General features: G+C 44.7%; 1 protein-coding gene. It reads right to left on the bottom strand.

Annotated features, from left to right (window positions below; all coding sequences use genetic code 11):
• Nucleotides 1–39 precede the first annotated feature (39 nt).
• Nucleotides 40–942 carry a 1,4-dihydroxy-2-naphthoyl-CoA synthase gene (locus AB4238_RS15420; RefSeq protein WP_220737726.1) on the bottom strand — a complete coding sequence of 301 codons (903 nt, stop codon included), beginning with the start codon at nt 940–942 and terminating at the stop codon, nt 40–42.
• Between the last annotated feature and the right edge of the window lie 210 nt (nt 943–1,152).

The following is a 1,152-nucleotide window of genomic DNA, read 5'->3' as shown; positions in this document are numbered from 1 at the left end:
TTATACTGATTGGTATTAATTAGCGGTAAATACTGTAAATTAGTAGTGCCACGGGAAAGATGAGAAGTCCTGTTCACGCTTTTCTAAGAATGCATCACGCCCCTCTTGTGCTTCTGGGGTACCATAAGCTAAGCGAGTGGCTTCGCCAGCAAACAATTGTTGTCCCACTAAACCATCATCAGGAAGGTTGAAGCCGTATTTAAGCATACGCATTGCTGTGGGTGACTTTGAGTTGATCTCTTTTGCCCAATTTAATGCTTCTGTTTCAAGCTCTGCGTGTGGAATAGCACGGTTAACCATACCCATATCAAAAGCTTCTTCAGCAGTGTAGTTAAAGCCTAGGAAGAAAATCTCGCGCGCGCGTTTTTGCCCAATCATTTTGGCTAAGTAAGCACTGCCATAACCTGAATCAAAACTACCAACATCGGGATCGGTTTGCTTGAATACAGCGTGCTCTTTTGACGCCAATGTTAGGTCGCAGACAACATGCAGGCTATGACCACCGCCAACAGCCCACCCTGGCACAACCGCAATGACTACTTTTGGCATAAAGCGAATTAAGCGTTGTACCTCTAGAATATGCAAACGACCCATGCGAGCAACGTCAGCAGTACCCTCTTCTGCTCCTTCATACTTGTAGCCGTCTTTACCACGGATCCGCTGATCGCCGCCGGCACAGAAAGAGTGTTGCCCTTTTGCTGATGGACCATTACCAGTAATAAGAACACAACCAACATCTGACCATTGGCGAGCATGATCAAGTGCGGTGTATAGTTCATCAACTGTCTTCGGGCGGAAAGAGTTTAGGCAATCAGGACGGTTTATCGCAACCCGAACCGTTCCCTGATCTTTCGCTCTGTGGTAGGTAATATCTTCGAAATTAAATCCAGGTACGACATCCCATAATGCAGGGTCAAAAATGTCAGATACTTTTTCAGTCATGAGCGGCTAGCCTTTTAATTTGGTTATTAACAAATAATGAGTAAAGGCTAGGCGGAATCAGATCTCAGGTCAATTAGATTAGCGACTAATACCAATCAGTATAAGAGGTTGATCAACTCAGAGTGCTTTTGCAGAACGAGTTCCTGGCGGATAAATGACATAATGGTTGTTCCCTTATGAGTTTATTCAACTAAGGCGTAGCAAGCCAAA

It is taken from the genome of Shewanella sp. 10N.286.45.A1, from assembly GCF_041470405.1.
Classification (GTDB): Bacteria; Pseudomonadota; Gammaproteobacteria; order Enterobacterales; family Shewanellaceae; genus Shewanella.
This window is presented reverse-complemented; position numbering and strand designations above follow the sequence as displayed.